General features: G+C 68.0%; 30 protein-coding genes. 14 read left to right on the forward strand and 16 right to left on the reverse strand.

Annotation, left to right across the window (positions count from 1 at the left end; genetic code table 11):
- Positions 1-109: 109 nt before the first annotated feature.
- The 5 genes from ACQRWP_RS15720 to ACQRWP_RS15740 form a co-directional block, all read right to left on the reverse strand.
- A complete protein-coding gene (locus ACQRWP_RS15720; protein WP_430502978.1) occupies positions 110-1,024 on the reverse strand; it encodes a serine hydrolase in 915 nt (304 codons plus the stop codon).
- Positions 1,017-1,784, reverse strand: a complete 768-nt coding sequence (locus tag ACQRWP_RS15725; RefSeq protein ID WP_430502979.1) for a hypothetical protein — start codon at positions 1,782-1,784, stop codon at positions 1,017-1,019. The genes ACQRWP_RS15720 and ACQRWP_RS15725 overlap by 8 nt, the downstream gene beginning before the upstream one ends.
- A 77-nt stretch (positions 1,785-1,861) precedes the next feature.
- Positions 1,862-2,362: a SigE family RNA polymerase sigma factor gene (locus ACQRWP_RS15730; RefSeq protein ID WP_112639157.1), complete on the reverse strand. Its 501-nt coding sequence runs from the start codon at positions 2,360-2,362 to the stop codon at positions 1,862-1,864.
- Entirely contained in the window at positions 2,355-3,221 is an 867-nt protein-coding gene (locus tag ACQRWP_RS15735) for a hypothetical protein (RefSeq protein ID WP_430502980.1), read from the reverse strand. The genes ACQRWP_RS15730 and ACQRWP_RS15735 overlap by 8 nt, the downstream gene beginning before the upstream one ends.
- A gap of 429 nt (positions 3,222-3,650) precedes the next feature.
- Entirely contained in the window at positions 3,651-4,556 is a 906-nt protein-coding gene (locus tag ACQRWP_RS15740) for a hypothetical protein (protein ID WP_430502981.1), read from the reverse strand.
- 486 nt (positions 4,557-5,042) lie between these two features.
- Here ACQRWP_RS15740 and ACQRWP_RS15745 point away from each other — a divergent pair, with 486 nt between their 5' ends.
- Together ACQRWP_RS15745 and ACQRWP_RS15750 are read left to right on the forward strand one after the other, a co-directional pair.
- Positions 5,043-7,472 carry a non-reducing end alpha-L-arabinofuranosidase family hydrolase gene (locus ACQRWP_RS15745; protein ID WP_430502982.1) on the forward strand — a complete coding sequence of 810 codons (2,430 nt, stop codon included), beginning with the start codon at positions 5,043-5,045 and terminating at the stop codon, positions 7,470-7,472.
- A gap of 141 nt (positions 7,473-7,613) precedes the next feature.
- A complete protein-coding gene (locus ACQRWP_RS15750) occupies positions 7,614-8,942 on the forward strand; it encodes a ricin-type beta-trefoil lectin domain protein (protein WP_430502983.1) in 1,329 nt (442 codons plus the stop codon).
- Between the two features lie 285 nt (positions 8,943-9,227).
- Here ACQRWP_RS15750 and ACQRWP_RS15755 read toward each other — a convergent pair whose 3' ends face one another.
- Positions 9,228-9,665: an ATP-binding protein gene (locus tag ACQRWP_RS15755; RefSeq protein ID WP_430502984.1), complete on the reverse strand. Its 438-nt coding sequence runs from the start codon at positions 9,663-9,665 to the stop codon at positions 9,228-9,230.
- A gap of 194 nt (positions 9,666-9,859) precedes the next feature.
- On the opposite strand from ACQRWP_RS15755, the gene ACQRWP_RS15760 reads away from it, so the two are divergent.
- Positions 9,860-11,080, forward strand: a complete 1,221-nt coding sequence (locus ACQRWP_RS15760; RefSeq protein ID WP_430502985.1) for a PP2C family protein-serine/threonine phosphatase — start codon at positions 9,860-9,862, stop codon at positions 11,078-11,080.
- Between the two features lie 29 nt (positions 11,081-11,109).
- Here ACQRWP_RS15760 and ACQRWP_RS15765 read toward each other — a convergent pair whose 3' ends face one another.
- From ACQRWP_RS15765 to ACQRWP_RS15780, 4 genes are all read right to left on the reverse strand, one after another.
- A complete protein-coding gene (locus tag ACQRWP_RS15765) occupies positions 11,110-11,529 on the reverse strand; it encodes a helix-turn-helix domain-containing protein (RefSeq protein ID WP_430502986.1) in 420 nt (139 codons plus the stop codon).
- Between the two features lie 289 nt (positions 11,530-11,818).
- Positions 11,819-12,316, reverse strand: a complete 498-nt coding sequence (locus tag ACQRWP_RS15770) for a hypothetical protein (RefSeq protein WP_430502987.1) — start codon at positions 12,314-12,316, stop codon at positions 11,819-11,821.
- The gene (locus ACQRWP_RS15775; RefSeq protein WP_430502988.1) at positions 12,313-13,080 is read right to left on the reverse strand and encodes an SDR family oxidoreductase; all 768 of its coding nucleotides are present in this window, start codon (positions 13,078-13,080) and stop codon (positions 12,313-12,315) included. Before ACQRWP_RS15775 ends, ACQRWP_RS15770 begins: the two co-directional genes overlap by 4 nt.
- A 152-nt stretch (positions 13,081-13,232) precedes the next feature.
- Positions 13,233-13,844 (reverse strand): copper resistance CopC family protein, encoded by a 612-nt coding sequence (locus tag ACQRWP_RS15780; protein WP_430502989.1) that lies wholly within the window; start codon positions 13,842-13,844, stop codon positions 13,233-13,235.
- Positions 13,845-14,018: 174 nt separating this feature from the next.
- Here ACQRWP_RS15780 and ACQRWP_RS15785 point away from each other — a divergent pair, with 174 nt between their 5' ends.
- From ACQRWP_RS15785 to ACQRWP_RS15805, 5 genes are all read left to right on the forward strand, one after another.
- Positions 14,019-14,453, forward strand: coding sequence for a hypothetical protein (locus tag ACQRWP_RS15785; protein WP_430502990.1), 435 nt, complete (start codon positions 14,019-14,021; stop codon positions 14,451-14,453).
- A gap of 29 nt (positions 14,454-14,482) precedes the next feature.
- Positions 14,483-14,782 carry a hypothetical protein gene (locus ACQRWP_RS15790; protein ID WP_430502991.1) on the forward strand — a complete coding sequence of 100 codons (300 nt, stop codon included), beginning with the start codon at positions 14,483-14,485 and terminating at the stop codon, positions 14,780-14,782.
- A gap of 111 nt (positions 14,783-14,893) precedes the next feature.
- Positions 14,894-15,778: an RNA polymerase sigma factor SigJ gene (sigJ, locus tag ACQRWP_RS15795; protein WP_430502992.1), complete on the forward strand. Its 885-nt coding sequence runs from the start codon at positions 14,894-14,896 to the stop codon at positions 15,776-15,778.
- Positions 15,779-16,169: 391 nt separating this feature from the next.
- Positions 16,170-17,129 (forward strand): GNAT family N-acetyltransferase, encoded by a 960-nt coding sequence (locus tag ACQRWP_RS15800; protein WP_430502993.1) that lies wholly within the window; start codon positions 16,170-16,172, stop codon positions 17,127-17,129.
- Positions 17,126-17,587, forward strand: a complete 462-nt coding sequence (locus ACQRWP_RS15805; protein ID WP_430502994.1) for a barstar family protein — start codon at positions 17,126-17,128, stop codon at positions 17,585-17,587. The genes ACQRWP_RS15800 and ACQRWP_RS15805 overlap by 4 nt, the downstream gene beginning before the upstream one ends.
- Before the next feature lie 57 nt (positions 17,588-17,644).
- Here the strand turns inward: ACQRWP_RS15805 and ACQRWP_RS15810 are convergent, their stop codons facing one another.
- Both ACQRWP_RS15810 and ACQRWP_RS15815 read right to left on the reverse strand, forming a co-directional pair.
- A complete protein-coding gene (locus tag ACQRWP_RS15810) occupies positions 17,645-18,073 on the reverse strand; it encodes a hypothetical protein (protein ID WP_430502995.1) in 429 nt (142 codons plus the stop codon).
- Between the two features lie 198 nt (positions 18,074-18,271).
- Positions 18,272-18,595, reverse strand: coding sequence for a hypothetical protein (locus ACQRWP_RS15815; RefSeq protein WP_430502996.1), 324 nt, complete (start codon positions 18,593-18,595; stop codon positions 18,272-18,274).
- A gap of 329 nt (positions 18,596-18,924) precedes the next feature.
- On the opposite strand from ACQRWP_RS15815, the gene ACQRWP_RS15820 reads away from it, so the two are divergent.
- On the forward strand, positions 18,925-19,311 hold the full coding sequence (locus ACQRWP_RS15820; RefSeq protein ID WP_430502997.1) for a hypothetical protein: 387 nt from the start codon (positions 18,925-18,927) through the stop codon (positions 19,309-19,311).
- A 49-nt stretch (positions 19,312-19,360) separates the two neighbouring features.
- Complete coding sequence (locus ACQRWP_RS15825) at positions 19,361-19,828, forward strand: hypothetical protein (RefSeq protein ID WP_430502998.1); 468 nt, start codon at positions 19,361-19,363, stop codon at positions 19,826-19,828.
- Here ACQRWP_RS15825 and ACQRWP_RS15830 read toward each other — a convergent pair.
- The 3 genes from ACQRWP_RS15830 to ACQRWP_RS15840 form a co-directional block, all read right to left on the reverse strand.
- Positions 19,815-20,042: a hypothetical protein gene (locus tag ACQRWP_RS15830; RefSeq protein WP_430502999.1), complete on the reverse strand. Its 228-nt coding sequence runs from the start codon at positions 20,040-20,042 to the stop codon at positions 19,815-19,817. The genes ACQRWP_RS15825 and ACQRWP_RS15830 overlap by 14 nt on opposite strands.
- A gap of 118 nt (positions 20,043-20,160) precedes the next feature.
- Positions 20,161-20,763, reverse strand: a complete 603-nt coding sequence (locus tag ACQRWP_RS15835; RefSeq protein ID WP_430503000.1) for a response regulator — start codon at positions 20,761-20,763, stop codon at positions 20,161-20,163.
- Positions 20,760-21,914, reverse strand: coding sequence for a sensor histidine kinase (locus ACQRWP_RS15840; protein ID WP_430503001.1), 1,155 nt, complete (start codon positions 21,912-21,914; stop codon positions 20,760-20,762). The genes ACQRWP_RS15835 and ACQRWP_RS15840 overlap by 4 nt, the downstream gene beginning before the upstream one ends.
- Before the next feature lie 104 nt (positions 21,915-22,018).
- On the opposite strand from ACQRWP_RS15840, the gene ACQRWP_RS15845 reads away from it, so the two are divergent.
- The 4 genes from ACQRWP_RS15845 (at position 22,019) to ACQRWP_RS15860 (ending at position 25,415) form a co-directional block, all read left to right on the forward strand.
- Entirely contained in the window at positions 22,019-22,900 is an 882-nt protein-coding gene (locus tag ACQRWP_RS15845) for an ABC transporter ATP-binding protein (protein WP_430503002.1), read from the forward strand.
- A 26-nt stretch (positions 22,901-22,926) separates the two neighbouring features.
- Entirely contained in the window at positions 22,927-23,646 is a 720-nt protein-coding gene (locus ACQRWP_RS15850) for an ABC transporter permease (protein WP_430503003.1), read from the forward strand.
- Positions 23,643-24,323, forward strand: a complete 681-nt coding sequence (locus ACQRWP_RS15855; protein ID WP_430503004.1) for a GOLPH3/VPS74 family protein — start codon at positions 23,643-23,645, stop codon at positions 24,321-24,323. Before ACQRWP_RS15850 ends, ACQRWP_RS15855 begins: the two co-directional genes overlap by 4 nt.
- 165 nt (positions 24,324-24,488) lie before the next feature.
- Positions 24,489-25,415, forward strand: a complete 927-nt coding sequence (locus ACQRWP_RS15860; protein ID WP_430503005.1) for an NADP-dependent oxidoreductase — start codon at positions 24,489-24,491, stop codon at positions 25,413-25,415.
- 95 nt (positions 25,416-25,510) lie between these two features.
- Here the strand turns inward: ACQRWP_RS15860 and ACQRWP_RS15865 are convergent, their stop codons facing one another.
- On the reverse strand, positions 25,511-26,719 hold the full coding sequence (locus ACQRWP_RS15865; RefSeq protein WP_430503006.1) for a low temperature requirement protein A: 1,209 nt from the start codon (positions 26,717-26,719) through the stop codon (positions 25,511-25,513).
- Positions 26,720-26,905: the final 186 nt, after the last annotated feature.

The raw sequence follows: 26,905 nt of genomic DNA on the forward strand, positions 1-26,905 counted from the left end.
GGCAATCTCTTTCTTCCGCGGGACACCGCCATGCGGTCCCAGCATTGGACGAGCGCCCGCCTCCGGGCAGGTCGACCGCACCCACTGTCGGCCTGCCCAGTGCCGTGGGCTACCCCTGCGACGGGCCGTCGCCCGCAGTGGCGGCGCGCAGCTCCTTGAGCACGTACGTGGCGGCCTTCTCGGCGACGCGGATGCCCTCCTTCTGGCTCACGTGATGGTCGGAGAGCACGGCGATCAGCCAGTCATGACGGGCCTCGACGATGCGTCCGATGCTGTTGACCAGCCAGCGACCCCCGTCGACATCAGCGGTGTCCCAGCCGTTCTTGACGTACTCGGAACGACTGCCCGGCTCCCGCGCGGCGGTGACTCCCCACCGCTGCTCGGGGATCACCTTCTTCATGAGGCCCATGACGAAGGTGCGGTCCTGCGGGGTCAACGGTCCCGTCGGCGACGTCAGCGCGGTCAGCAGACGGAGCTGGTCGGCGACCGTGGTCGTGGTGAGTCCCCAGTGCGAGTTGGGCTTCGTCTCGCGCAGACCGAGCACGCGGTTCGCGGCGTTGAGGCCACGCGAGCCCTCGATCCGCTGCCACAGGGCGACCGCCGCATCGTTGTCACTGGACACGATCATGGCCTCGGCCAACCGCCGGGTGTCAGAGCCCAGGGCCTTGCCCGGCGGGTTCTGGCGCAGCAGAAGGGCCGCGAGGATGTTGACCTTGACGATGCTGGCGGTCTCGAACCGTTTGGTGCCGACCGTCACCGCAGCCGTTCCCTGTCGATCCAGTGCCGCGACCGCCAGATGGCCGTCGTACCGCTCCACGTAAGCCTTGATGCGCGTTCTCGCCTGGCCGATCCGGTCGATGGCCGGCGTCGTGGGGATCGGATTGGCAGGGGATGGACCGTGCGATGGTCCGTCGTCGCGACCGCGCGTGGCACCGAAGGCGGCCGTCGCGACGCCGGCCAGCGACATGGTGGCCGCGGAGATGACCCAGCGTCGCGGCAGTTGCCGACCTTTCCGCTCAGCCAAGGCGGGCCACCGCCCTCGCCGCGATCTCGTCCACAACGACCTGGCTGCCCGGATCGGGCAGGCGGACCGTCGAGACCGTCTCGCCTCGCTTCACCATCACGAAGTACGTGACGGTGTTCGGGACGTCCGCACGCGCGATGCGACCTCGAATGAGCATGCCGGCGCCCTCCAGATAATGCGGGTCGACGACATCGAACGAGACCTGCGATCCGAGGACCGGGTAGCTCGCGCACCGCAGGAGGACCCGACGGACGTCCTCGACGTTCCGCTCGGCCCATCCAGGTTCGTACGTCTCCACGACGTGGTGAGCCGGCGACGAGCCATCAGACAGCCGGTAGTAGCGCTCCACGGCAGCGCGCCGATGCGACTTGGCCGGGTAGTCGCTGCCCCGGTAGTTGGGGCAGCTGTCCTGCTCCCACGGCCAGGACGCCAGACCGGTTCGCGCGTCGTCCTCACGCCAGTCCGCTCCCAGGTCGCCCGCCCCCAGCAGCGGGCTCGGATCGCCCCGTTCCGCGTTTGCGGTGCGCAGCTCGTCGGGGCCGACACCGGGCTCCCCCCGATGGCACCCCGCGGCCATCACCATCAACGCCGACAGGACCGCCGGCACGGCCGCGACCGAACCTCGGCCTCTGCCGCGAATCCGGCCTCGGCTCGTCCTGCTGCTCGCCACGGACACCGAAAACCTCCCCAAACGCAGATACTTGCCACCGCAGGTGGCGCTTCGGCCGACGACGCGTGGCGACACGTTCGTCGCCGCCACAGCACCGACGCTGCGGTTGCCAGCCGACGGTCCGACACCATCGGGATCCGCCACACCCCGGCGGCAGACGGGACCCGTCAATGGCGTTCCTCGGCGAACAGCTCGGAACGGGTCTCGCCGAGCAACTCACGCAGGCGGTTGAGGGAGCGCATGCTCTGGCTCTTGACGACGGCGGTGGAGACGCCCACAACCTCGGCGGTCGTCTCCACGCTCAGGTCGTCCCAGTAACGCAGGACGATGATCGCCCGATCCCGCAACGGCAAGGTGGCGACCGCGTCCAGCAACGTCATGCGCAGCTCGGCCGGATGCTCCTCGCCCCGCTCCGGCGGTGCCGACATCGCCAACTCGCGGCTGGAACGGCGTCGCTGCTGGTCGATCATGCAGCGCAGCAGTATTTTGCGGGCGTACGCGTGGGGGTCGTCGGCCCGGCGGACCCGCCTCCAGTTGGCGTACACCTTGGCCAGCGTCGTCTGGGTGAGGTCCTGGGCGAGATGCCAGTCGCGGCACATCAGGAACGCCGCGTCGCGCAGCCGGCCAACGGTCGCCTGCGCGAACTCCACGAAGTCTTCGTCAGCCATTCGACCGGGCCAGCTTCGGGAATTTCTTGGCACCGTTGATGACGAACTCGGCCGGCAGTGTCGTCCCCCAGATCGGGTTCGCGGCGATCTCGGTCGCCTCCTTCACGGAGAGGACGGGCGGTGCCGGCGAGGTTCCCTTGGCGTCCCAGGCCAGACAGGTAGCGATCATGAGATCGATCTGGAGGCCAGCGCGGTGGTGCACGGTGACCATCTGGGTCTGCACGCAGTTGTCGGGTACTTCGGTCAGCTCCACCGTTCCCGGGGCGGGGTCGCCGCCGAGGCGGTCCCGGTAGATGGAGAGCCGCAGCATGCCCGGTCCATCGCCTCGGTCCAGGTAGAGCTGGACGTACGGCATGCCGGGGCCCGCCCCGCTGCTCTCCAGACTCGCGTAACCGCTGGTCTTCCCCTTGGGCAGAAGCCGGGTCAGCAGTTCCAGCGCGCCCTGCGGCGTGGTGGTCCGCAGCTCACCGTCCGGCCCCGCCCCGATCCCCACGGTGTCGATCACCGTGGTCGAGGGAGTCGGCGGCACTGGCCGAAAGGGGTCTCTGTCGGTGCCCTCTTCGAACCCATCTGGGGAGTCGGCCGGGGACGGCGTGGCGGTGTCGACCGACCCTCCCGGTAAAACCACGTTCGGCCCGGCGGGCTGGCCGGCGTCACCCGTGCCGACGCCGAGCGGCCCGGCGGCCAGGCCGATCACGAGCAGCATCGCCAACGCCGATCCGCCGGCGCCGAACTGCGCCAGGCGGCGCTGACGGCGCATTCGGCGGCCCTGCATCACCGACTGCTGGACCAGGTCACCCAACGGCGGGGCGGGGTGTCGGGCCAGGTCGTCCCTGAAACGCCCACGGACGTCACCCATGTCCCTTATTCCTCCTCGGCCGGCCGCCCGCAGTGGCGATCCATCACTCACACGACGGGTTGGCCAGCCAATTTGGTTACCGCTTCTCGGCGCGAATTTTCTGCCGCCCCCGTCAGCTGGACGCGGGGTTTCAGCACGTGTGCGGCCATCTCCGTAGCGTCACGTTTTCCTTGTCCGGAGCTTTACCGCGATAGGACGAACAGGATGGCGCCGGCGAATCGCCCCATCCCGGGATGGGCAAGGCCCAATCCCCCTGTCAACCACCGACCGCAGTCGCTCCTTGGTGGTTCGAGTAGCCAAAGCTGCTGCTGGGCACGGCTCCGGCCACACGGGCGACACAGTCGGTCAAGGCACAACCCGTACAGCGTCCTAGGAGGTTAGGTCGTCGAATGTCCCTGCCTCCTGGCTGGTGCACTTGGCCAGGCTCGCTCACGAAGTGGTGTCCGGGTCCTGCACCATCCGCCGCCCGAAGGCTTGCAGGCTCGCAAGGACGTTCGTCCGGGTAAGGCCCCTGCCCGCCAACGACACACCGAGGATGATCAACGCGACGCCGACCAGTGCACCCCCGCGCATGGTGGAGAACGCCGCACCGATGACGATCGTGGCGACCCCCGTGACGGTGACCGCGATCGCACCCGCGTGGGGACCGCCCTTGAGCAGGCATAGCCCGACCGCGACCCCCGCCAGACCGAGCGAACCGAAGATCGCCGGGGCCATCGGCCCGGCCTCGAAGAAGCCGGCGACTCCGAGGATGATCATTGCAGTGCCGCCGCCCAGCGGCTGAATGGCCAGATGCGGGCGGGGTGCGGCAAAGAACTCCGCCACGAACGCGAAGCCGTGATCCCGGCCGACGAGGTAGACGTTTGCCAGCACCACGAGACCGCCGACGATGAGGGCCTTCGTGGCGTCCGACCGGTTCCATTCGGGCAGTAACGTGCTCAGATAGCCCACGGCCACGCCGATCATCGCCACCCGGAAGAGCGTCTCCAACAACCGCACGCCGGGTGTGGTGACCAGCACAACGATGACGGCACCGGCCGCCGCCGGGAGGGCGTACCGCGCGGTGCTGCCCGATCCGAAGGCTCCGACCACCAACGTAGCGAACGCGAGTGCCAGGAAGACGCGGTGCATCAGCCGGACCAGGGGAGCTCGCGGTGGCAGCCGGCGCAGTCGGACCAGCAATGCAGTCGCACCGGCCGCAGCCGCACATGCACCGGCGGCAGTCCAGCCGTAGTCGTCGTGCAGACCGTTGACGGAGATGCCCATGGCAATGCCCGCGAGGTTGGTCACGACGAGGGTCCAGAACCGGTAGCCCTTGCCGGAGTCGAGCGCCACGCCTTCAGTATCTGGGCGGCGTGCCGACTCTGCCCGGCACCACCGCGTAACGCGGGTCGACCAGCCACGGTGAGCGGGGACTCGTGTCCTACCGCTCTGACCCGTAACAGGTCCGAAACTACCGGTTGAAAACTCTGGAATTTTCTGCCAGCCTGAGAGCCATCGACAAGTGTGAACGTTAACAAGATCCCTTTAGCACTGGAGGCGCTCCACGCGACCGTCAGGCCCACCTACCTGCCAGGTGACCACGCCCATCACCGGAAGAGCCCAGCGCCCGCAACCACCCCCCCGACGGGCGACCGGACCTACATTTCAGCACCCTTTACCCGCTGGCCAGGCAGCCCCAGCCGACTCGCATCCAGGCGGACGCCTGACGTGAGTCCCGGCCCGCTCGGGCGAACTCACCATCGTGGCCGCCGCGACCCGAGCGGGGCCTCCCAACGGAACAGCGACAGGAATTTCCTACCCCACCACTGGAGGATCAGCATGGTCTCCCGGACCCGTCCCATCAGAAGCACCCGACTGCGAACGCTCACATTTTCCGGAACAGCAGCGATAATTCTGGCCCTGGTCGTTTCGCTGCTGCCCAATCTGGCCCAGGCCGCCGAGACGACCCTCGGCGCCGCCGCGGCCCAGTCCGGCCGGTACTTCGGTGCCGCCGTCGCCGCCAACAAACTCAACGACAGCGCCTACACGACGATCCTGAACCGCGAGTTCAACAGCGTCACTCCCGAGAACGAAATGAAGATCGACGCGACCGAGCCGCAGCAGAACAACTTCACCTTCAGCAACGCGGACCGGATCGTGAACCACGCCATCTCCCGGGGTTGGAAGGTCCGGGGCCACACCTTGGCCTGGTACTCGCAGCAGCCGGGCTGGATGCAGAGCATGGAAGGCACCGCGCTGCGCAACGCGATGCTGAACCACGTCACCCGGGTGGCCACCTACTACCGGGGCAAGATCGACTCGTGGGATGTGGTGAACGAGGCGTTCGAGGACGGCAACAGCGGCGCCCGTCGCAACTCGAACCTCCAGCGCACCGGCAACGACTGGATCGAGGCGGCGTTCCGCGCCGCCGACGCGGCGGACCCGAACGCGAAGCTCTGCTACAACGACTACAACACCGACAACTGGACCTGGGCCAAGACGCAGGCCGTTTACAACATGGTGCGCGACTTCAAGCAGCGTGGGGTGCCGATCGACTGCGTCGGGTTCCAGTCGCACTTCAACGCCAACTCGCCGTACAACAGCAACTACCGCACCACGCTGTCCAGCTTCGCCGCTCTTGGGGTGGACGTGCAGATCACCGAGTTGGACATCGAGGGATCCGGCACGACGCAGGCCAACACCTTCCGCAGTGTGGTCAACGACTGCCTTGCCGTGGCTCGCTGCAACGGGCTCACGGTGTGGGGGGTGCGAGACTGCGACTCGTGGCGCTCCAGCGGCACTCCCCTGCTCTTCGACTGCAACGGCAACAAGAAGGCCGCCTACACGGCCACCCTTGAGGCGCTGAACAGCGCCGGCCCCACTCCCACGCCCACCACCCCGGGGCCCACCCCCACCGTGCCACCCGGCTCCGCCAGCGAGATCGTCGGCACGCAGTCCGGCCGGTGCGTCGACGTACCCAACGCCGCAACCACCAACGGCACCCGGGTCCAGCTCTACGACTGCAACAAACAAACCAACCAGGCATGGACCTACACCTCGAACAAACAACTCCAGGTGTACGGCACCATGTGCCTCGACGCGGCAGGCACCGCCAACGGCGCGGCAGTGCAGATCTACAGCTGCCACAGCCAGACCAACCAACAGTGGAACGTCAACTCCAACGGCACCATCAGCAACGCCCAGTCCGGACGATGCCTGGACGCCTGGAGCACCACCAACGGAGCCCAGATCCAGCTCTACGACTGCCACGGACAAACCAACCAGCAGTTCAGGCTCGCCACCTCCGGCGGGCCCACCCAAACGCCGACGCCGACACCGACGACGCCGCCGACCGGCGGTAGCTGTGATCTTCCGTCGTCGTACCGCTGGTCGTCGACGGGCGCGCTGGCGCAGCCGAGGTCGGGGTGGGTGTCGCTGAAGGACTTCACTCACGCGCCGTACAACGGCCAGCAGTTGGTCTACGGGACAACGCACGACACGGGAACGACGTGGGGTTCGATGAACTTCGGTCTCTTCTCGAACTGGAACCAGATGGGGTCGGCGTCGCAGAATCAGATGCCGTTCGCGGCGGTGGCGCCGTCGTTGTTCTACTTCGCGCCGCGCAACGTCTGGGTGTTGGCCTATCAGTGGGGTGGGCCGGCCTTCTCCTACCGGACGTCGACCGACCCGACCAACGTGAACAGTTGGTCCGCGGCGCAGACGCTGTTCACCGGAAGCATCTCCAACTCCAGCACCGGCCCGATCGACCAGGCGCTCATCGGTGACGACCAGAACATGTACCTGTTCTTCGCCGGTGACAACGGCAGGATCTACCGGGCCAGCATGCCCATCGGGAACTTCCCGGGCAGCTTCGGGTCGAACTACACGACGATCATGACCGACTCGACGAACAACCTGTTCGAAGGGGTTCAGGTCTACAAACTCCAGGGTCAGAACCGGTACCTCATGCTCGTCGAGGCGATCGGCGCGAACGGGCGCTACTTCCGATCGTTCACGGCCACCAACCTGGGTGGTACGTGGACGCCGCAAGCCACGTCCGAGAGCAACCCCTTCGCCGGCAAGGCCAACAGCGGCGCCACCTGGACCAACGACATCAGTCACGGCGAACTGATCCGCAGCAACGCCGACCAGACCATGACCGTTGACGCCTGCAACCTGCAACTGCTCTACCAGGGGCGTTCCCCCAGCTCCGGCGGCGACTACGGCCTCCTGCCCTACCGGCCGGGTCTGCTGACGCTGCAACGCTGACGACGGGACAACCCCGGGGCGGGCAGGCTCGGCACCACACCGAGCCCGCCCGTCCCGCACCCACCCCACCACCAGGAGGTACCGACAGTGCGAGGACACGGACATCACCCCCCGCCCTCAGGGGACACCCGCACAGAGCGTGTGTCGGCCCGATTTCGGGGACGGCTCTTCAAGCTCGCCGCGGCCGGGATCGCCGCCGCAGTCGGGTTGTTCACCATCACCGTGGCGACCGGCTCGGCATCGGCCGCCGACAACCCGTACCAGCGGGGCCCGGACCCCACCCAGACCAGCGTCACCGCCGTCAACGGCCCCTTCGCCAACACGTCGGTCAGCGTCCCGACCGGGTACGGCTTCAACGGCGGCAGGATCTACTACCCGACCGACACCAGCCAGGGCACCTTCGGGGCCATCGCGATCTCGCCGGGTTACACCGCGTTGTTCTCCGCCGAGTTGGCCTGGATGGGACCGTGGCTGGCCTCCCACGGCTTCGTCGTGATCGGCATCGAGACCAACAGCCGCAATGACTTCGACACGGCCCGAGGCACCCAACTGCTCGCCGCACTGGACTACCTCACACAGCAGAGCCCCGTCCGCGACCGGGTCGACCCCAACCGGTTGGCGGTCGCCGGTCACTCGATGGGCGGCGGTGGCGCGCTGAGCGCAGCCACCCGGCGCCCGTCGTTGAAGGCAGTGGTCGGCATCGCGCCGTACTCGCCGTCGTCGAACCTGGCCAACGACCGGGTGCCGACCATGATCTTCGCTGGGCAGGCGGACACGGTGGTAACCCCGTCCTACGCCACCGGCCTGTACAACAGCCTCCCGGCCACGACGGAGAGCGTCTACGTGGAGGTCGCCGGCGCGGACCATGGCTTCATGGTCGGACGGTCGAACCCGGTGATGGTCCGGACCATGCTGCCGTTCGTCAAGATGTTCATCGACAGCGACACCCGGTACAGCCCGTTCCTCTGCCCACTGCTGGACTCCAGCGGTGTGGTCACGTACCGCAGCACCTGCCCGTTGCTGCCCTCGACGCCGACCACCCCGACACCGACCCCCACCGATCCGCCGACCGTCCCACCCGGCTCCGCCAGCGAGATCGTCGGCACGCAGTCCGGCCGGTGCGTCGACGTACCCAACGCCTCACGTAACAACGGCACCCGGGTCCAGCTCTACGACTGCAACAAACAAACCAACCAGGCATGGACCTACACCTCGAACAAACAACTCCAGGTGTACGGCACCATGTGCCTCGACGCGGCAGGCACCGCCAACGGCGCGGCAGTGCAGATCTACAGCTGCCACAGCCAGACCAACCAACAGTGGAACGTCAACTCCAACGGCACCATCAGCAACGCCCAGTCCGGACGATGCCTGGACGCCTGGAGCACTGCCAACGGAGCCCAGATCCAGCTCTACGACTGCCACGGACAAACCAACCAGCAGTTCAGGCTCGCCTCCGTCGCACGTTGATCACGGCCGGCTCCGCGCACAGGCCGAACTGAAACGGGCGGGCTCGGCGTCACGCCGGGCCCGCCCGCGTCATTCAGACATCACCGGGTCGGTCTGGCCACCTGAGAGACCTACCCGACGGCGCGCGAACACCCGGCGATCATCACGCAGGCCGCCCTCACCCTCGCGATCGGCTCCGTCGACCGCTGCACGGTTCGTGGTTGACCGGGTCGGCGCATGCAGCGGTGACACAACGGTTGCCCGTCCGTCGTCCTCGAGGTGATCTTCTTGAAAAGCCGGTGACGGCTACTCATGCGTGTCGCGGGTGCGTGCCGCGATGCGGATGGTCGTGCCTGCGGGTCCGCTGTCGACGAGGACGTAGTCGGCCATCTGCCCGACCACCCACAGGCCCATTCCTCCGGTGTCGGACAGGGGCGGTCGCTCGGCGCGGAGAACGTAGCGAGCGGTGTTGAAGCCCCTCCCCTGGTCGGTGACTTCACAGGTGAGCTGACCGTCCAGGAGCAGGCGTAGGCCACCTCTGCCACCCCCGTGCCGAATCACGTTGATCATCAATTCGTTGACCGCGATGACCCAGTTCTCAGTCTCGTCGTGGTCGAGGCCGCACCGGCGGCTGACGGCTTGAACCTCCTGTCGGACGCGGGTCAAGTCTGCGAGGGTGAAGGACGAGGAGAACAGGGGCTTTCCGGCAGTGGGGGCATGCTGGTCGAGCGGTGGGTTCGCCACTGCTTCCCCTCCCTGTCGGACGTGGAGCCGGTGACCTCGCCGGTGGCACGAGGGAGGATAGCTCTCCGGAACGGGTTCACCGGTCGACCAAGGCATCGATGTGACATGGGAACGTACCCCACGTCGGCGGCGCGACACTGTTGATCTCGCTGCTGGCATGCTATCGGCGGCGTGCCGGCGTCTAGGCTTCCTGGGTGGCCGATGCCGAGCTGGTGACGAATGACGAGCGGCTGCGTCGCATCGAGGCGATCACCGATGCCGCCCTGTCGGGGCTGAACATCGCCGAGTTGCTCGACGAGCTACTTGAACGGGTCCGGGACCTACTCAAGGTCGATACCGCCACCATCCTGCTGCTGGACGACCACACCGGCGAGCTCGTCGCGACAGCGGCCAAGGGCCTGGAAGAGGAGGTACGCCGAGGTTTCCGCATCCGGGTCGGACGCGGATTCGCCGGGCGGGTGGCGGCGACACGCGCACCAGTCACCATCGACAACGTTACGCCCGACGACGTAGTCAATCCCATCCTGCTCGCCACTGGCATACGTGCCCTGTTGGGCGTGCCCATGCTCGTCAACGGCAACCTCGTCGGCGTCCTGCACGTCGGCTCCCTGGCCCTGCGGCGGTTCGGTCCCGACGACGTGCGGCTGTTGCAACTCGTTGCCGATCGAGCCAGCCTCGCAGGTCAGGCCCGAGCGCAGGTCCTCGACCGGCAGGCAGCGCTGGCCCTGCAACACAGCCTGCTACCAGGCCGGCTACCCGACGTCCCCGGCCTGGACCTGGCGGCCCGGTACGTACCCGGCCACGACCTGGGCATCGGCGGCGACTGGTACGACGTGTTCACATTGCCCTCGGGCTGGCTGGGCGCCGTCATCGGCGACGTCTCCGGCCATGGGCTGCCATCCGCCGTCGTCATGGGACGCATCCGCAGCGCGCTCCGCGCCTACGCCCTCGATTCCGACGATCCCGCCCAGGCGCTGACCTCCCTCGACCGCAAGATCCACCATTTCGAAGCGGGCACCCTCACCACCGCCGTCTATGCCCTGATCGCACCCGACCGCACGACGGTGCACCTCTCCTCCGCAGGCCATCTGCCACCGCTGCTCGCTGCCCCCGGCCAACCCACCCAGCTCGTCAACCTGACGGTGGACCGGCCACTCGGTGTGGGCCGACCATTGGCCAATCGCCGCACCACCGTCCTGGACCTACCGCCGGGTGCGGCGCTCGTCTTCTACACCGACGGACTGGTCGAACGCCGCAGCGAACTGATCGACACCGGGATCGAGCGCCTCGCCGACGCCGTACAGTCCGGGCCAGCCGAGGCGTTGTGCGACCACATCATGGCCACCACCGCGGAGGAGCACCCTAACGACGACATCGCCCTGCTGGTCATCCGCCGTCGACCAGCATCGGAATAGGCCGCTCGGGCTGCGTTCACCGGGCGGCGTCAGCCAGCGCGCGAGGACCTTGGGCGCGCGAGACGGCATAAGGCAGCCCGAATGTGCTCTCTTTCGGCGGCGGTGGTGCGGGGATCGACAAGTCGGTCACGGACGGCCACGAGGAGCGCCTCCGTCGCCGGGTCCGTGACCGGCGCATCCGGCGGCGATGTGGTGTGCGCCAGCGGGGTGAGGGCGCGCAGGGCCGCGCCGAGCGGCAGGTCCAAGGCCGCGCAGAACGCCCGCACCTTGGGCAGTTCCGGGTGATGCTCCCAGTCGCCGGACAGCCACCGGAAGACAGTGGAGCGACCGACGCCGCTACGAGCCGCGACCTGCCTGATCGACCAGCCCTGCTCCTCGTGAGCGGCGTCGACTGCGTGGCGCACGAACTGAGCGAACGCCCCCTGCGCTGCCCGTTGAGTGTCAACCATGTCCTGGCTAGCGCCTCCCCCGGTCGGTACCCGGAACCTGTGCGTCCTCTGCCTCTACCGACTTGTCGCACCACCGCCACAATAATCGAAAATTGTTAATGCTTTCTTCCTTTACGACGGCTGGACATCCACATGCCGCGACCAACAACCGACACTTCTGGCCTCGGCCTCGCCGGGCTACGGCCCTCCCGCCTCATCCACGGGCTGGCTACCCGCCACGTCGGACGAGACGCCGGGCGGCCTGGTGCAGCCACCGCCAGGCCACCCAGCCGACTCTGCCGCCAGCCGGTTATCGGCTGGCGGTGCCGCCCTGGCGGCGGCGATGCCTGGCGTCTCGGATGAGCGTCAGGGCGATGACGAGAAGGCCGAGCAGGGCGACGACGGCATTGGCGGTCGTGAGGAACACCTTCTCGCCAACGGTGGCGTGGTGAAGGTGGGTCAGGTGGAAGAAGAAGTGGGGTATGGCGAAGGTGGAGAATCCCGCCGCGGCGGGGATGGTGAATGCGGCTCGAGGTGCGACGAGCGCTATGCCGAGGACGACGGCCAGGCCGAGGGTGGCTCCGCCGAAGTCTCGCGCGTAGTGGTCGCTGAACGGCGGGGTGAGGGCGACGGTCGGGAAGTTGTTGTAGAAGCTTTCGGGGAAGACCTGGTTCCAGAACCCGACAACGAGTTCGTCGAGGAAGAGGACGGCCAGAGCGATCCGGATCAGCGCGGTCAGCGCGGTGTCCCGCCCGTCTGATGACGCTGCCTGCGGTGCGGCGGGGGTGGGTGACCGGCCTTCGTTCATCGGGTCCGCCCGGTGGCGTTCTGCGCTGCCGGGCTGGCCAGCCACTGGTCGAAGGTCTGTGTGCCACGCGGACCGAGGGCGGTGGGCAGCAGGCCACCTCCGGCCATGGCTCGACCGGTCGCTCCCGGAAGGCGGACGGGCAGGACAACGCGGTGACTGCCGCGGGTGCGTAGCAGGTGGCGGGCCATATCCGGCATGCGCAACTGTTGCGGACCGGCGATCTCGGGCGCCCGGCCAGCCGGGTCTGCCAGGGCGAGGTCGACGAGACAGTTGGCGACCTCGTGGGCCGCGATCGGCTGCATGAGCATCTGGGGCACCACTGCGATCGGTCCGGGAATGGTGGCGAGCATCTGCGCGGCCAACTCGTAGAACTGCGTCGAGCGGAGCACCGTCGCGGGTACCGCACCGTCCAGGACGAGCTTCTCCTGGCGTCGTTTGCCCGCGTAGTAACCCCAATTCACCCGATCGGCGCCGACGACCGACAGCGCGACGTGGTGCCGAACCCCGACGCGCTGGCCTGCACTGAGCAGGTTGGTTGTCGCCGTACCAAAGAAGTCTTCCGACTTCTTCCGGTTGATCGTCGACGTGTTGCTGACGTCGATCACGACCGGTACGCCGGTCAGCGCCTCGTCCAGCCCGGAACCGCGGATCAGGTCTGCCCCTGTGGAGCGGGCGAGTATGACCGGCTCGTGGCCGGCGGCCCGCACGGCGTTGACGACGAGACGTCCAACCCAGCCGGTCCCACCAGCTACCGCGATACGCACTGAGCTACCTCCCGATCTGCGTTCGCCGTAACGCCGCGGTGGCGCGTAGTCCGGACCGGGGGCCGGGGTGAAAGGGGGATAAGCCGCTGTGATGTCACTGTTGGTTCTACCTCTCCGAGACTTCTCGTCCAGGAATAGATGCACAAATAGCCCTAAAGGGTGGAACCCTCACCTGTATCGGTGCGCTTGCTGGCGCCGTATACACCGCGTGAGAGCGTCATGATCGCGAGTAGGAGAGCCAGTACGGCTACACCGGAAGCGGCGTACAACGCGACGACTCCGCCGTGTGTGAGACGGGCCCGAAACGGATTCGCCGCGGCGGCCGCCGCAGCTTCCGCTCCCACAGTGAACTCCGCCGTGCCGGCTACCGGGTGTCCATCGGTGAAGGTTGCTCGCCAACTGATCTCGTACCAGCCGTCAGGCATATCCGCTCTCATCTGATGGCGCAGCGTCGCTCCGTGGATAACCGGCCGACCGCCTGCCCAATCGGTCCCCGTGTGGTCCGTCACTGTGACACTGCTGTCGGACGTGATCTCGGCGGCGAACACCACCTCGACCCGTTGCGGGGCCTTCGCGAGCGCGGCACCGGCGCTCGGCGTGACCGAATGCGTCGCGCCGTGCGCGTACGCGGGCGCGGGCGTGACCACCAGCGGGAAACCGGCAGCAAGCGCGACCGTGACGATCAATCTGACGCTACGACGAATGCGAGGCGCCCGACCGGTGTCTGACTTGTCGGTCACGCGCGCCGCAACGCTCCTCTTCATGGCGTGCTCCCCTCCGCCGCGAACGACCGCGACGTCTGCGAACAGGACCGAGCGGCCCCCCGATTCGTGACAGCAGAGGTCGCGGCCGGGGCCGTGTGTCACGAATCGGAGACCTGCTCGGTCCGTACCTGGTGACACTCGCCCACCACTGGTACAGCGCAAGGAGCGACGATCATGACCGCCATCATCCGCATCGCACTGGCGATCTTGTTTCTCGACAATTTCGTGGTCGGAGCCTGGAACGCGATCTGGCCGGCCAACTTCTACGCGAACTTCCCGACCGTGGATCTCACGCCGCCGTTCAGCGAGCACTACGCGCGGGACTTCGGTACGGCATCACTAGCGATCGCCCTGCTGCTGGGCATCGCTGCGGTTAAACCCAAGGCCCACTTCGTCATCCCTGCCGCGGCTGCCTATTCGGTCTTCGCGCTGCCCCATTTCTTCTATCACCTCACGAACATGCAGGGGGCGACCGTAGGTGAGGCGATCCTCCTCACCACCGCGAACGCGGCCGTGGCGCTCATCGGCCTGGTGATCATCTTGCTGACGGCGCTACGCGACCGCTCGGCGGCTCGGCGCGGCCTCGCCTCGGCTCGGGCCGCCCACTGAGCCTGCTGCGTCAACCATTGGGAGAGCCGATGGTTCCCGAACCCCTCCGGCCACTTCGGTCAAACGCGCTACCCAGCGCGTTCTGCGTCGTCGTCGCCGAACGACGCCTCCTCAAGAACCTCGCGTACCACCTGCTCGGTTCAGTCGACGCCGCCGAACACGCGGTACAAGTGACGTACACCGTCTGGTACACGATGCCGGACGACAAACAGGATGGCATCGACAGTCCCTTTACCTGGCTCGCCGGCACGCTCGTGCAGATCTGTATCGGTCTGCTCGAATCGTCGCCGACCCAAGCCGCGGGCCATAACGCCGCTCAAGTGCTGTAGTACGGCCCCGCAGGGGTACCTGTGTGGCTGGTGCCCAACAGACAGCAGCGATATCGGCGGCAGTTCGAATTCACCTGCACATTCAGGGATAGAAGCGACGAGGCGGCGGCCATGGTAGGGCGAGGAAAAGACGGGGCACTGGTCGACGCGTTAGCGGTGTTCGACGCGGTCCGTCCGCGGCTCTTCGGCATCGCCTACCGGATGCTCGGCAGTGTCGCGGAGGCGGAGGACATCGTGCAGGAAGCCTGGCTCCGGTGGCAGCAGACCGAACGCAGCCAGGTCCGGGACCCGATCGGCTTCCTGGTCACGACGACTTCTCGGCTCGCTCTGAACGCCGCGACGTCGGCTCGCGCCCGCCGCGAGCTGTATCCCGGGCCGTGGCTACCCGAGCCCGTCGACACCTCCGCCGATCCGACACTCCAGGCCGAACGCAACGAGTCACTCGAACTCGCCGTGCTACTCCTGTTGGAACGGCTCACCCCGGCCGAGCGGGCGGTGTACGTCCTGCGGGAGGCATTCGACTACCCATTCCGGCGGATCGGCGAGGTACTCGACGTCAGCGAGGCATACGCACGACAGCTCGGCCACCGCGCCCGCACGCACCTGGCCCGGCAGCGGCGCGAACCGGTCGGCCACGCCGACCGCGACCGCCTGCTGCATGCCTTTCTCGCCGCAGCCCGCTCCGGTGAGCTGACCCAGCTCGAGGACCTGCTCGCCGAAACAGCCATCTCCTTCGCCGACGGCGGTGGCACCGTCCGGGCCGCCCAGCTACCCGTCGTCGGACGTGACAACGTCGCGCGTTACATCCTGGGACTGATCCGGAAGTTCGGCCGCGACCTCTCACCGGAGATCGTCGAGTCCAACGGCCAAGCCGCGATCCTCGTCTCGCGGCCCGGGACAACTGTCGCTCTGGTCACCATCGACGCCTCACCCGCCGGGATCGAACGAGTGTTGATCATCCTAAACCCGCAGAAACTAGCCCAGTTCCAGCGGTGACCGTCGGCACCGGCGCCTGGCGACGCGTAGTTCGTCGACGGCACGTACGTCGAGGTCGATGGTCTGGTTTGGCGCGTGAGTCGTCGCCGAACCTGCCGGAGCTGCTCGCACGAATGGGATCGTTGCCGAGTGACGAAGTCGCTTGACCTGCATCTGCGAGCCCGGACGCGGTGGTCATCACGGCGGCTTCACCAGGGCCTCTCCCTGCTGGCGCGGACGCTGCACCGGCGCGGCGTACGCGCCATCGCCACCGAGAACCCCGGTCTGGCCCATCACCGCATGGTGCTGCGGGCCGCGGGTCTGACAGTCACCCCGCTCACGTGGGCCTGCCTCTCCTCGGGCCGCCCAAAATCCCTGGGTCGATGTGGTAAGCGGCGGTTAGCGTACGCGGATGAGCACCGTCTCGAGGGCCGGACTGCGGCTGCGATTCTGCGCCGATCCGGGCGAGTTCCTGGCCGCTGCGGGTGACTACCTGAGCGCCGATCCGGTCGTCAGCACGGTCGTGACCACCGTCGCGAACCGGCTGTTGTCGCAGCGGGCCGAGGGGGTCTCGCAGCCCGACCGTAACTGGTGGCTGGTGGTCAGCGACGACTCCGGCGCCGTGGTCGGTGCCGGGATGCGCGCGGCGCCGTACGCCCCCTATCCGCCATTCCTGCTGCCCATGCCCGAGGAGGCGGCCGTTGCGCTGGCCCGCGCATTGCACGAGCGCGGGGAGGAGGTCCTCGCGGTCAACGGGGCCCTGCCCACTGTTGACCTGTGCGCCGCCGAGCTGACCCGCCTCGGCGGCGGCCGAGTCCAGGTCAACCAGCACACACGGCTGCACGAGCTCGGCGAGCTGACGTGGCCGCCACCGGTGCCGGGCGGCTTGGTGGCCGCGACCGAGGGCGACGTGGGACTGGTCACGGAGTGGTCCGCCGCGTTCATGGGCGACGCCGACGAACAGGCGGGCCGCCCGCGCGGTGCCAGCGCGCACGAAGTGCCCGACCACGCGGAGATGATGCGTCGGCTCCGCGGCGGACGGCTGTGGTTCTGGGTCGACGAAACTGGGACGCCGGTGCACCTCACCGGCGCCAACCCACCGTCGTTCGGGGTGGCCCGCGTGGGCCCGGTGTACACACCGCCGGCCCAGCGCGGACGCGGGTGGGCCAGCAACGCGGTCGCCGAGGTTTCCCGGCGAATCCAGACCGAGGGCACGCGGGTCTGCCTGTTCACCGACCAAGCCAACCCGACATCGAACAAGATCTACGCCGCCCTCGGCTACCGGCCGGTCGTCGACATGGCCAACCTGGTCATCGTCCGCGAGGCGCTGAGCTCGCGGAACCACGTCAACCGTGGTGGGGCACAAGGATGAGCAGCTGGTGGAACGGCTCCACCGACGAGGTCGTGGTCTGCTCGCGCAGTGCCCGGGTCGAGCTGGCGGCGGTGTTACCGGCAGCGGGCAGGTTCGTCGTCGCCCGGCTCGACGGAACGAGGATGACGGACGCGGACCACACCTTCTACGAGTTCTCCGACGCGCTGTTCTTTCCCGGCTACTTCGGCTGGAACTGGGACGCGTTGTCCGATTGTCTCCGTGATCTGACCTGGTTGCCCGCGGACGGGTATCTCATCGTTGTCGACAACGCTCCCCGGGTTCTGTCGAGCAGTGCCGAGGATCGGCACACCCTGTTCCGGATCCTGTCGCGGGCCGTTCATCACTGGGCGAGCCCATTCGGCCAGCCAGAGTTCAGGGTGTTGCTGCTCTGTGACCGCGAGGACGAGGCGGCGCTGTTGCGGCAGGAGTTCGCCGCCGCGGTCCACAAGACGCGGTGAATCCTCGTCGATACTCGCGACGCCGCCCGACATCCGCTCCCCGGACCTCGGTACGCCTCATCGAGACAGCTCCGTTGATCTTTCCGGAGCACTCTCCGCAGATCGCCAGCCGTAGGAAACGGTTGTCCCAACCAACAACACTGCTCCTGCGAAGAAGTAGGTGTTGATTCCGATGCCGGTCCAGAACTCGCCAGTGGAGATGTCCGCCACCCCCACGAAACCACCGCGACGGATACCCGTGACCATCAGAAGATTCTCGACCATCCCTGGAACACCCCGGATGACGAGCAGCGTGCTGCCAGACAACAGTGGCGTCAGAAGTAGCCACCGGGGAAGATGTCGAGCCGGCGGGCGGACTGTGGCGAGAACGACGGCTGCTCCGATGGCCGACATGGAGATGAGCACCACGTTGAAGATCACGTAGGCCCTCATGCCCCACGGTCCATCACCGGTTGGATCGTCCCCGGGGAAGAACACCAGGATCACGTGGGACACCACAAAGAAGATCAACCAAGCGAAGGCGCCGTACGCCCAGCGACGACCTCTGAAAGTGGGCATACCAGCACCCTCGCCAAGCCGACACCGTGACGCCTCCCTCCCTGGGTCGATTCAACTCCCCCAGCAGAGCGAGGTGCGGGAGGTGTCAACGCACCAAACCCGGCTGATTGCCGACAGCAAGGGCTGCTACCGGGGTGCCACTCTCGGCATGATTCTCCGTTCACCGGTGGCGGCCATCGAGCCGCTGGCGAGCGGGATCAGCCGGGCCAGGCCCGACTTTCCGTTGCGTCGGGCCAAGTCGGGCCCGAGGCGAGCCGTCAGGAGGGTGAGCGCCGGCAAGGGCCGGACGTAGAGGGTGATGTCGCTGATCAGGCCGTCGGCGCCCAGGCGCAGTCGCTGGGCTTCGTAGAGAGGCACCGCACCGATCTGTGCCTCGTAGAAGAGCGCCACGGTACGGCCCTCGGCGACCTGGTCGGTGTAGGTGATGTCGTCGATCGCGGCCAGGGCCACTTCGAGCAAGGTGCGTACTTGCTGGCGGCCTTGGAAGGTGAACTGCTCCGTGATCGGCGAGACCAATGTGACATCAGGCTCTGGTGCCGCATGCCGCTGTCATGTCATGACCGCTTCGGGAAACGGCTCTTCCGCCGTGGGCAAGTTCGTCCGCAGCGCTCCGTCCGGCATTCACGGCTCGGTTGTATGTCCACGGTAGACCGTTATCGGTATACGCGACGCCCCCGGTGGACAACCAGGATGGCCGCCTGGCCTCCTGACCAGGGCCACGGCGTCGCGGCATCCGAGGGCGGGCTTGTTGGGTCCGTCTGGGGTGGGAGACTCGCGTGGTGAGCTCAGGTGTTCCCCGTACCGTCAAGGCGGTCGACACGTCGGAGTTGATCCGGCTCGACGCGCAGGCGATCGAGTGCCGACTGAACCGTAATCACGGTGCCGGCTGGCTGGCGGCGTTCGCTGACCCCGAAGCGGTGCACTATCTGTGGCCGGTGCTGGTGCACCAGGCCCGGCACCGGCCTGAGTTCTCGCCGCACTGGCGGTGCATGCTGTTGTTGGCCATGCGCGACGGCCAGCAGGTCATGTCCCTGCTGGATGTCCTGCCCGCCTCGTTCGAGGACCTGCCTGAGACGTTGGACGCGGCCACGAAGACCGAGGTCGCCCGTCGGTTGGAGTATGGAAGCCTGCTGACGCAGGCGCAGTGGGCCGACCTCAACGCCTGACCTCACATACTGGTTGGTGCTGACGTGCCGATCGGCGGATACTCGGCCGGTGATCTATGCGGCAGCGGGCGACTGTGCACCGGAGGGCGACGACGCCGAGCCCGTCGACCTTGACTGGGAGCGGGCCAGCAATCTCAACCACTGCCAGGAACCCGCGGACATCGACGCGGCCTTCGACCGCGGGGAACAGCACGTCGGGGCCGCACTGATCGCTCTGGTCTACAACAACCCCGATACCGACGCGGTCCTGCCCAGGGTCGCCCGCGGGTTACGCTCGCCCAATCCGGAGACCCGCCGGCAGAGCCTGCTCGCGTTGATGCACACCGCCCGGCTCCACGGCCGGGTGGATGACATCACCCTGGCGCTGCTCCACGGACTGCTGCACGACCGCACCCCGATCAGCCCCGGGAGCCGGTACGAGGTGTGGGGCACGGCGACCCAGACAGTCGGCGACCTCCAGGTGTTCCTCCCTTCCGAACAGCTGCCCGCCTGGGTGAACGCCTTCACCGACTACTGACGGCCCGGGCTCGCCGCTCGCGCAGCCAGACCAGCGCCACCATGGCGATGTTGACAGCGCCGAGGATCAGCAGGGACGCGTCACCGGAGTCGGTGGATCGGTCGATCGCGAAGGCCTCGCCGTCGGCCATCACCGTGTTGACGGTCGTGAACAGGACGTTGTTGGCGACGTGGAAGGCGACCGGCGCCTCGATGCCGCGGCTGATGATGGCCATCAGGCCAGTGCTGATGCCGATCACGGTCCGGCGTCAGGAGGCGTGAGCTTTCTGCGTTCATCCCGACCACCGTCACACCGTGGGGATCGCGGCCTCGGCCGACAGGGCGATCAGGGCGTTACAGCCAGTCGTGTTCGCGGGCGTAGCGGGCCGCTTCGTGGCGGGTCCGGGTCTGCGTCTTGCGCATCGCGTTGGAGAGGTAGTTGCGGACGGTGCCCGGAGCGAGGTGGAGCCGGGCGGCGATGTCGGCGACCGAGTAGCCCTCACCGGTGACCCGCAGGACGTCAGCTTCACGGTCGGTGAGGGGGGAGTCGTCGGTGACGGCGAGCACTGACACGTCCGGGTCGATCCAGCGTTTCCCCGCGTGCAGGGTGGCGATGACGGAGGTGATGTGGCCTGGCTCGGCGGACTTGCTGACGAAGCCCTGGACGCCGAGCTTCAGCGCCTTGCGCAGCACGCCGGGGCGGGCGTGCCGGGTCAGCATGAGGATCACCTGCTCCGGTCGCTCCCGGCGGATCTCGGCGACCGCGCCCAGGCCGTCCACGCCCGGCATCTCCAGGTCGATGACCAGCACGTCGGGCCGGTGCCGCAGGGTGGCGGCGATCGCCGTCCGGCCATCCTGCGCCTCGGCGAGAACGGTGATGTCGCCCTCCATCGGCAACAGCGCGGCCAGGGCCGTGCGCAACAGCGCCTCGTCGTCGGCGAGCACGATGGTGGTCATCGGCCGTCCCCCGTAACGGTCGGGGCCGCGTCGGCCCGAGCGGGTGGGAAGACCGCTGCGGTCAGGAACCGCCCGTCCTTCTGTTCCACTGTCAGCTCACCCCCGTCGCCGGCCACCCGTTGCCTCAGTGCCGCCAGTCCCCGGAGCTCGGGGGGCGTGCTGGCGGTCACGCCGTCGTTGACGATGGTGATGCCCGACGCGGCGAGCGTGATCTGCACCTGGGTGGCCTGCGCGTGCCGCAGGATGTTCGTGGTCGTCTCCCGCAGCACCTGCCCGAGCAGTTCGCTGGTGCGGGCATCGACCTCGGCCTCCCGGGTCACCCGGACCCGGATGCCGGCGGCCTCGAACAGGTTCTTCGCGTTCTCGATCTCCGCGGTGAGGTTGAGCCGCCGTTGCGCGTAGGCGAGTTCCTTCGTCTGCGCGATGGTGTCGCTGACCAGCGTGTACGTCTCCCGCAGCTCCTTCTCCGCCCGAGCGGTGTCGCGCAGCAGCAGTCGCTGGGCCAGGGCGATCTTCAGCTTGACCACGTGCAGGGTGTGGCCCTGGATGTCGTGCAGGTCGCTGGCGAACCGCACGCGCTCCCGGACCACGGCCAGCTCCGCCTCGCGTTCCCGAGTCTGTTCGAGCTCCCGGATCAGGTCGTAGAACCGCTCGCCCACCACCGTGAAGACCGTCACGACGACGGTGAGAGCGGTCGGGATGAGAACGTAGGTGACCAGCACTCCACCGATGTCGTCCCGCTGCACCAGCAGCCGCGCCGCGCCGACGGCGGCGACGTAGGTGAACAGCCCGGCCATCGTCAGAGCCCGGCGCCGTCGCACCTCGCGTAGGGCAAGCGAACCTACGGCGCAGACGCCCCAGTAGGCGTTGGGGCTGCCGGTCACCAGGACCCCGAGCGGCCAGACCGCTGCCGCTACGACCAGGCAGGGCAGCGCGACCCGGGCGAGGTCGTTGGCCGTCCACCGTTCGAAGGCCACCACGGCCGCCACGGCCCCGGGCGCCAGGACGACAATGTGCCACCAGGCGCGCGCGTCGGTCCAGAGCAGGACCACCGCGGCGAACACCACCGGCGGCAGTGACGTGGCGAGGTTGAGCCGGCGCAGCCTTCCCTGCGTCGACTCGGTGAAGCGTGGCGATCTCGCGGTCACCATGTCAGTATCCGGCAGCCAGGGGCCCCGACCAGTGACACCACGTCACATGCGGTGGTGACGTGGTGCCACTGACAGGTCGGCCGCGCCCGCGCTGTCATTGGTCCATGTCCACCACACCCGTCATCGAAGTCGAACGGCTGAACCTCACCTACGGCGACTTCCACGCCGTGAAGGACCTCTCCTTCGAGGTACGACCTGGAGAGCTCTACGCACTGCTGGGCACCAACGGAGCCGGAAAAACCTCGACCCTGGAGGTTGTCGAGGGACACCGGAGGCCAACGTCGGGCACCGTACGCGTCTTCGGGCGCAGCCCCGACGACCGGCGAGCGGTACGTCCCCGAATGGGCGTCATGCTCCAGGAGAGCGGATTCTCCCCGGACCTCACCGTCCGTGAGTCCGTCGGTCTGGTCGGTCGGCTCACCCGACGCACCGACGACGTCGACCGGGTGCTCGACCTGGTCGACCTCACCGGCCGAGCCGGCCGCAAGGTGTCGCAGCTGTCCGGCGGGGAGAAGCGGCGGCTGGACTTCGCCACCGCGGTCTACGGCACCCCGGAGCTGATCTTCCTGGACGAGCCGACCACCGGCCTCGACATCCAGTCCCGCGATGCGGTCTGGGCGACGGTGGACCGGCTCCGGGAGAACGGCGCGACCATCGTGCTCACCACGCACTACCTGGAGGAGGCGCAACAGCGCGCGGACCGGATCGGGCTGATGCACGAGGGCGCCTTCCACCGGGAAGGCACCGTCTCCGAGCTGACCCGCACCCTGCCCGCGGTCATCCGCTTCTCCCTCCCGGCACCGGCGCCGACGCTGCCGGTGCGGGCCGCCGTCGACGCGGACGGCAAGGTCGTGGTCGAGACCTTCGAGCTGCAGAAGGACCTGCACCTCCTGCTCGGCTGGGCGCAGGACCACGCCGTGGAACTGCGGGACCTGGCGGCAGGGCCGACCCGGCTCGACGACGTCTTCCGCGCCATCAACAGTTGATCCGATCTTCCGCGAGGAGCCTCACCGTGTTGTCCATCGCGTCCAGCGAACTGATCCAGATCTTCCGCAACCGGCTGGTGCTGATCACCAGCCTCATCATCCCGGTCGCGGTCTGTGTGTTCTTCGTCCGTCAGCACGAGACCTACGCCGCCATCGGGAGCCTCGGCTACATCGCCGCGATCGTCATGTTCACGGTGGCCGCGTTCGGGCTCTATGCCACGGCCGTCACCACCCTGGCCTCCCGGCGGCAGAATCTCTTCCTCAAGCGGCTGCGCTCCACCGCCGAAGGCGACGCCGGCATCCTTGCCGGCCTGCTGCTGCCCGTGGTCCTTCTCGCCGTGGTGCAGGTGACCGCGATCCTGACCGCCCTGGCCGTGGTCGCCGGCGGACCGGCGAACGTCGCCCTGCTGGTGGTGGCGGTCCTCGCGACAGTGGCCATGATGATCGGCTTGGCGCTGGCCACGGCCGGGCTGACGAACTCCCCCGAGCACGCCCAGGTCACCACCCTGCCCGTTACCCTCGGGGTGATCGCCATGGCCAGCTGGGTGGGCATCTCCGGCACCGAGGACCTCGCCTGGCTCAAGCGGCTGCTGCCTGGCGGCGCGGCCACCGAACTGACCATGAATGCCTGGAACGGCGGCGTCGCCGTGACCGACTCCCTGCTCCTGCTGGCGCCCACGCTCGGTTGGGTCGTCATCGCCGTCGCTCTGGCCACCCGACTCTTCCGCTGGGAGCCCCGCCGATGACCATCGAAGCCCGGTCGGACGCGCCGACCCTGGTGGAAGATCTCCTGCTGCTCCTGTTCCAACCCAGGTCCGGGACCATCGCGGGAGAGAACACCCTCTTCTACGTCCTCGGCGGAGCCGTTCTCGCGGACCTCGCCCTCGGCGACCACCTGACCACAGCGGACCGGGGGCGGCTCAGGAGCATGGCGGGTCACCCGCCGTCGGATGGCCTCCTGCGCCCGGCCTGGGACTACCTCGCCGAGAAACCGAGGGGGGTGCAGACGGCCCTGGCCGCGATCGGTCCCGCCCTACGCCAGCCGGTGCTGGAGCGGCTCATCGAACGAGGCGACATCGACCAGGAGCCCCGGAAGGTGCTGGGCCTGTTCCGGACGACGGCCCTGCGGGACGGCAGAACCGAACGACGGGCCCGCCTGCTCGCCGACGTTCGGCAGGTCCTCGTGGACGGCGCGGAGCCGCAAGCTCGTGTCGCCGCGCTCGCGGCGCTGCTCTCGGCGAGCGGGACGCTCCCGCAGTTCCACCGCGAGATCCCGTGGACGTCATCGGTGATCAGCCGGGCCAAGGAACTCGAGCGGGGCAACTGGGGTGCCGACGCTGCGGCGGCAGCCGTGACCCGCACCGTGACGGCCACCGTCGTCAACAGCGCCATCGCGGCCATCACCGTGCTTCCTCGAAGCTAGGGCGCGAGATCAGGCCGGTCCAGTCATTGCGAAGGCGAGCAACATGACCGAGCCAATGCTGAACGGCAGCAACGCGTTGGTGTGACCCGGGCTACACACCCTTGCCTCTGACATCGGTGTCAGCAATTAGCGTCGCCGCTCGACAACGAGCGAGGGAGTACGACGATGAGCCGTGCGTTTGGATATCGCACCTTCGGTGGCCCGGAGGTCCAGTTCTACTTCGACCGACCCGATCCGCGGCCCGGCGACGGGGAGATTTTCATCCAGGTTCGGGCCGCCGGGGTGGCCCGCCTCGACCACATGCTCCGGTCCGGACTCGTCCGGGCGCTCAACGGCCATCTGCCCTTCCCGCAGGTGATGGGGATGGAGGCCGCCGGTGACGTGCTCGCGGTCGGTGCCGGCGTCACCGGCATCGCGGTCGGCGACGCGGTGTTCGGGTTCGCGCTCAGCGGCGCCGGCACGTACGCCGAGACGACGGTCCTGCCCGCGGCGAACTCGGCGCGTAAGCCGGAGTCCCTGCCCTACGAGTGGGCGGCGACGATTCCGGTCTCCGGCACCACCGCCCTCGACGGGCTCGACCGGCTCGACCTGCCTGCGGGCTCGACGCTGCTGATCAACGGCGTCGGGGGCAGCACCGGCCAGGTCACCGCGCAGCTGGCCCGAGCGCGGGGCCTGAGGGTCATCGGAACAGGCAGCGACAGCAAGCGCGCCGCAGCGGAGTCGCTCGGCGTCGCCTTCGCCAGCTACACCGCCGCTGATGTTTCCGGACAGGTACGTCAGCTCGCCCCCTCCGGTGTCGACGGCCTGATCGACCTCGTCGGTGGCGACTCGCTGCGGTCGTTGGCCGCGCTGGTGACGGATGCCCGGCAGCTGCTGTCGGCCGCCGACGCCACAGTGAGTGAACTGGGCGGCGAGTACCTGCCCCGCCGCCTCGACCGGGCGTCACTCGAGACGGTTGCCGCGCTGATGGTGGACGGCACCGGCGATCCGCAAATCACGCGCACGTTCGGCTTCGACCAGAGCGCGGAGGCGCTGGCGGCCGTGGAGACCGGTCACAGCGCCGGCAAGCTGGTGCTCACTGTCGCCGTCTGACGACCGGGCGACGCCGTGGCAAGATGCGGGAGCACGCCGTGCCCTGGCAGCAGCCTCCATACGACCGACGGATGTGTGCGGGTCGGTGGAAGCTTCTACGCTCCCTCTCGGGAGTTGGACGGGTGCGGCCGTTCGGGAGGTTTCCCCTTGGCGTTGACGGCGTCGGAAGCGGCGATGCCGGCGAGGACGATGACGGCGATGACGGCCACGGCCAGCGGCGGCAGAAGGATCATGAACGGCGAGGCGCCGGCAAGCGCCACAGCGCCGACGATCCGAGAGCGGGACACCCGGGCGAATACGGCATGTTCCACCAAGGCTCGCCCGATCAGGAAAAGCATCGGTCCGCCGAGGACAACGAGGATCCACGCCGCGTTGGTGTGCCCGAACGGATGTTCGATCACGATCTCGTATCCGACCGCAACGGCGACGATCCCGGCCACCATGAGTACGTGCGCGAGGAAAGCCTCCCGGATGAGGTGCGAGGGTCTAGCGGCGGCTCTGATGGCTTCGGGCAACAGCTGGCCCGCCCTGAAGACGTAGACGCGAAACAGCAGCACAGTGGTGATGAATGAGACCGCGAAGGCCGCCGCGGCTCCGCCGTGTCGAAACGATGTGTCGCTGTAGGCCGAGCCGGTCGTCAAAATCAGTTCACCCAGAGCGATGATGAAGAATTGCCGGTAGCGCTCAGACAGGTATTCGGCCAGGACGGGCCACTGCCGTTGGGTGGGGCGGGACCACGGCGCGGGATAGAACAGCAACAGTGCCGCGCCGTCGATGGCGATCGCGAGCGTCCACAACAGGCTGCGGGCCAGATCCGTCACGATCGCGCCGGCGATCCAGGGCACTGCCGACAACGTGAACCAGAAGAACACCCCAGCCGCGCGGCGCTGAGCTTCGTGGCCGCGCAGCAGAGGCACGATGACCAGCCCACGAATGATGTGGACGGCGACGTACGCGCCAGCGAAGGCCAGACTTCTGTCCCCGAACGCGTGCGGCACCGCGACTGCCATCACCAGCGCGCCGAGCATGGCCGTGTAGACCAGCACCTGAAGCTGCGGCCGCTGCGGATCGTAGAGGTCGGTGACCCACGCCGTGACGAACCACAGCACGATGAAGGCCAGCAGCAACAGGAGCGTCTCGCCGACGTCGATGAGGACGACACGCTGCTCGGTAAGCTCCTCGACCAGCCGCTGTGAGACCCGGTTGAGGGCAAAGATGAAGACCAGGTCGAAGAAAAGTTCGAGAAGGCTCGGTCGCTGGGGTTGCCCGGGTTTTCGAAGCAGCGCTGCTGCCCTTGTCGACATGGGCCGCCCATTCCTGCCGGCTTCGCCTATCCGGGTATTGGTACCACGCCGGGCGGGTCGTCGAGTCGATACCCGAAGAATGCCGGTGGACCGCACACCTTTTGGTAGGCGTCGCGATCCCCATTCCTCCGATGGGTTGGTCCGCCGCCGGTAATCGGCACGAATCGGCGCGCTACGAGCACGGGG

It is taken from the genome of Micromonospora trifolii (assembly GCF_050516465.1).
GTDB classification, from domain to species: Bacteria; Actinomycetota; Actinomycetes; order Mycobacteriales; family Micromonosporaceae; genus Micromonospora; species Micromonospora trifolii.

Excerpts from the sequence above, each read along its gene's own strand:
- ACQRWP_RS15730 (WP_112639157.1), bottom strand. The coding sequence starts at position 2,362 with ATGGCTGACGAAGACTTCGTGGAGTTCGCGCAGGCGACCGTTGGCCGG.
- ACQRWP_RS15735 (WP_430502980.1), bottom strand. The coding sequence starts at position 3,221 with ATGGGTGACGTCCGTGGGCGTTTCAGGGACGACCTGGCCCGACACCCC.
- ACQRWP_RS15745 (WP_430502982.1), top strand. The coding sequence starts at position 5,043 with ATGGTCTCCCGGACCCGTCCCATCAGAAGCACCCGACTGCGAACGCTC.
- ACQRWP_RS15765 (WP_430502986.1), bottom strand. The coding sequence starts at position 11,529 with ATGGTTGACACTCAACGGGCAGCGCAGGGGGCGTTCGCTCAGTTCGTG.
- ACQRWP_RS15770 (WP_430502987.1), bottom strand. The coding sequence starts at position 12,316 with ATGAACGAAGGCCGGTCACCCACCCCCGCCGCACCGCAGGCAGCGTCA.
- ACQRWP_RS15780 (WP_430502989.1), bottom strand. The coding sequence starts at position 13,844 with ATGAAGAGGAGCGTTGCGGCGCGCGTGACCGACAAGTCAGACACCGGT.
- ACQRWP_RS15785 (WP_430502990.1), top strand. The coding sequence starts at position 14,019 with ATGACCGCCATCATCCGCATCGCACTGGCGATCTTGTTTCTCGACAAT.
- ACQRWP_RS15790 (WP_430502991.1), top strand. The coding sequence starts at position 14,483 with ATGGTTCCCGAACCCCTCCGGCCACTTCGGTCAAACGCGCTACCCAGC.
- sigJ (WP_430502992.1), top strand. The coding sequence starts at position 14,894 with ATGGTAGGGCGAGGAAAAGACGGGGCACTGGTCGACGCGTTAGCGGTG.
- ACQRWP_RS15800 (WP_430502993.1), top strand. The coding sequence starts at position 16,170 with ATGAGCACCGTCTCGAGGGCCGGACTGCGGCTGCGATTCTGCGCCGAT.
- ACQRWP_RS15805 (WP_430502994.1), top strand. The coding sequence starts at position 17,126 with ATGAGCAGCTGGTGGAACGGCTCCACCGACGAGGTCGTGGTCTGCTCG.
- ACQRWP_RS15830 (WP_430502999.1), bottom strand. The coding sequence starts at position 20,042 with ATGGCCATCATCAGCCGCGGCATCGAGGCGCCGGTCGCCTTCCACGTC.
- ACQRWP_RS15835 (WP_430503000.1), bottom strand. The coding sequence starts at position 20,763 with ATGACCACCATCGTGCTCGCCGACGACGAGGCGCTGTTGCGCACGGCC.
- ACQRWP_RS15840 (WP_430503001.1), bottom strand. The coding sequence starts at position 21,914 with ATGGTGACCGCGAGATCGCCACGCTTCACCGAGTCGACGCAGGGAAGG.
- ACQRWP_RS15845 (WP_430503002.1), top strand. The coding sequence starts at position 22,019 with ATGTCCACCACACCCGTCATCGAAGTCGAACGGCTGAACCTCACCTAC.
- ACQRWP_RS15855 (WP_430503004.1), top strand. The coding sequence starts at position 23,643 with ATGACCATCGAAGCCCGGTCGGACGCGCCGACCCTGGTGGAAGATCTC.
- ACQRWP_RS15860 (WP_430503005.1), top strand. The coding sequence starts at position 24,489 with ATGAGCCGTGCGTTTGGATATCGCACCTTCGGTGGCCCGGAGGTCCAG.
- ACQRWP_RS15865 (WP_430503006.1), bottom strand. The coding sequence starts at position 26,719 with ATGTCGACAAGGGCAGCAGCGCTGCTTCGAAAACCCGGGCAACCCCAG.